Here is a 2,532-nt window from a genome sequence, read left to right as displayed (position 1 = left end):
CACGGGGTGGGCTCCTACAACGCTTTCAGGTGCCTGACGATGGAAGAAGCCCGCATCAAACGCCTCCGCTGGCGCACCCGCCGCGGCACCCGCGAGCTGGACCAGCTGTTCGGCTGGTGGCTCGACGAGCGTTTCGCTGACGCGGATGAGGGCGCCAGGATGGCATTCGACACGCTGCTGGACGTGCAGGATCCCGATCTCTGGGATTGGGTGATGGGCCATGCCCGCGCCCCGCGCGACGACTGGCAGGCCATCATCGATGACATCCGCACAAGGCATCACCTTTGAGCCGCGCCCCTCGGCCGCGCTCACCCGTTTCCTCGCCCTGATCGTCCTCGCCGGCGCCCTGGCGCCATGGCCCACCAGCCTGCCGCTGGGGGTGCGTGCCTGCCTCTCGCTGGGCGCGCTGGCGTTCGGGGCATGGCGGGTGGCCCGGTACCGCCAGCCGCCGTTGCGGGCCGTGCAGTGGCTCCCGGGCGGGGCGTGGCTGGCCGTCGACCGCCATGGCGTGCCGTTCGCGGCGGAACCCCGCCACGCCCGCGTGGTCGGTGAATGGGTGTTCCTCAGGCTTTTATGGCACCGCGGCCACGCGTCACTGGCCCTGGGCCCCGACAACATGAACGCCGACACCCTCCGTATCCTCCGTATCCGCCTCGGGCCCGGCTAGCGCCCTTGCCGTGCGCGGCCGCATCGGGCACAGTGCCGCGCGGTGCCTGCCATCCGTGGCGGCTCCCCACATCCAGGTGCTTTTCGACAGGTATGTTCAGACCCCTCGAGCTCTTCATCGGCCTGCGCTACACGCGGGCGAAGCGGCGCAACCAGTTCATCTCGTTCATCTCCACCGTCTCCATCGTGTGCATCGCCATCAGCGTCACGGCGCTGATCACGGTCATGTCGGTGATGAACGGCTTTGACAGCGAACTGCGCGCGCGCATCCTTGGCGCCGTGTCGCACGTCACCGTGTCGGGCATCGACGAGCCCGTGCGCGACTGGCAGCGCGCCGTCGACGTGGCCAAGACCACGCCGCACGTCGAGGGCGCCGCCCCTTACGTCGAGATCCAGGCCTTCCTGCAGGCCCGGCGCTCCAGTGGCGCCATCATCCGTGGCGTCGTGCCCTCGCTCGAGCCCAGGGTCTCCGACCTCGACCAGCACATGGTCGAGGGCAAGATGGGCGACCTCACCGACCACAGCTGGAACATCATCCTCGGCAAGGAGCTCGCGCTCGACCTGGGCGTGAACGTCGGCGACAAGGTCACGGTGGTGGTGCCGCAGTTCACGGCCACGCCCATGGGCGCGGTGCCCAAGCTGCGCAATTTCAACGTCAGCGGCATCTTCGAGCTGGGCATGCAGGAGTACGACTCCAACCTCGCCCTCATCAGCATGCCCGACGGCGAGCGGCTCAACGGCCAGGCCGGTGCCACTGGCATCCGCCTGAAGCTCGACGACATGCGCGAGGCCACGCCGGTGGCGCAACTGCTCGTCAACGAACTGGGCCAGTCGTACCGCGTGCAGACGTGGATGGATACGCACGCCAACTTCTTCCATGCCATCGACATGGAGAAGACGGTGATGTTCATCATCCTCTCGCTCATCATCCTCGTCGCCGTCATCAACCTCATTTCCATGCTGATGATGCTGGTGACCGACAAGCAGGCCGACATCGCCATCCTGCGCACGCTCGGCTCCACGCCGCGCAGCATCATGGCCATGTTCATGGTGCAGGGCCTGCTGGTGGGCATCGTCGGCATCGCCGCGGGCGTCACGCTGGGCGGGCTGCTTTCGTACAACCTGCCGGCCATCGTCAAGTTCATCGAGCACGTCACCGGCCATACCTTCCTGGCGCCGGATGTGTACTACATCAGCGAAGTGCCCAGCCAGTTGCTGTGGTCCGACGTGGGCTGGGTGGTGCTGGTCACGTTCTGTTTCTCGCTGCTCGCCACCCTGTACCCCGCGTGGCGCGCCTCGCGCGTGCAGCCCGCCCAGGCGCTTCGTTATGAATAACCCCAACGACATCGTCCTGCGCGTCACCGGCGTCGCCAAGGTCTACGAAGAAGGCGACCTGCGCACCGGCGTGCTGTCCAACGTCAGCTTCGAGCTGCGCCGCGCGCAGACGCTCTCCATCGTGGGCGCGTCGGGCTCGGGCAAGTCCACGCTGCTGCACATCATCGGTGGCCTCGACACGCTCTCCGCCGGCAAGGTGGAAGTGAACGGCCGCGTGCTGTCCGAGCTCTCCGATGCCGAGCGCGGCCGCGAGCGCAACCGCTCGCTGGGCTTCATCTACCAGTTCCACCACCTGCTGCCGGAATTCACCGCGCTCGAGAACGTGGCCATGCCATTGCTCATCCGCGGGGTTTCCATTCCGCAGGCGGAGAAGGAAGCCGCGGCGCTGCTCGAGCGCGTGGGCCTGGGCGCGCGCCTGCGCCACCGGCCAGCCGAGATGTCGGGCGGCGAACGCCAGCGCTGCGCCGTGGCCCGCGCGCTGGTCACCAAGCCGGCCTGCGTGCTCGGCGACGAGCCCACGGGCAACCTCGA

General features: G+C 67.9%; 4 protein-coding genes. All 4 read left to right on the top strand.

Features of this window, described 5'->3' with window-relative positions; all coding sequences use genetic code 11:
* Window positions 1–39 precede the first annotated feature (39 nt).
* Window positions 40–288: a succinate dehydrogenase assembly factor 2 gene (locus VI08_RS11875; protein WP_045829811.1), complete on the top strand. Its 249-nt coding sequence runs from the start codon at window positions 40–42 to the stop codon at window positions 286–288.
* Complete coding sequence (locus tag VI08_RS11870) at window positions 260–667, top strand: hypothetical protein (RefSeq protein ID WP_045829810.1); 408 nt, start codon at window positions 260–262, stop codon at window positions 665–667. Before VI08_RS11875 ends, VI08_RS11870 begins: the two co-directional genes overlap by 29 nt.
* A gap of 92 nt (window positions 668–759) precedes the next feature.
* The gene (locus tag VI08_RS11865) at window positions 760–2,001 is read left to right on the top strand and encodes a lipoprotein-releasing ABC transporter permease subunit (protein ID WP_045829809.1); all 1,242 of its coding nucleotides are present in this window, start codon (window positions 760–762) and stop codon (window positions 1,999–2,001) included.
* The coding region (locus VI08_RS11860) for an ATP-binding cassette domain-containing protein (protein WP_045829808.1) at window positions 1,994–2,532 on the top strand (539 nt) is incomplete at its 3' end. The genes VI08_RS11865 and VI08_RS11860, both read left to right, overlap by 8 nt.

The organism is Luteibacter yeojuensis, from assembly GCF_000964085.1.
GTDB lineage: Bacteria > Pseudomonadota > Gammaproteobacteria > Xanthomonadales > Rhodanobacteraceae > Luteibacter > Luteibacter yeojuensis_A.
Note: the sequence above shows the minus strand (reverse complement) of the source record. Positions and strands in the feature narration are given on the sequence as shown.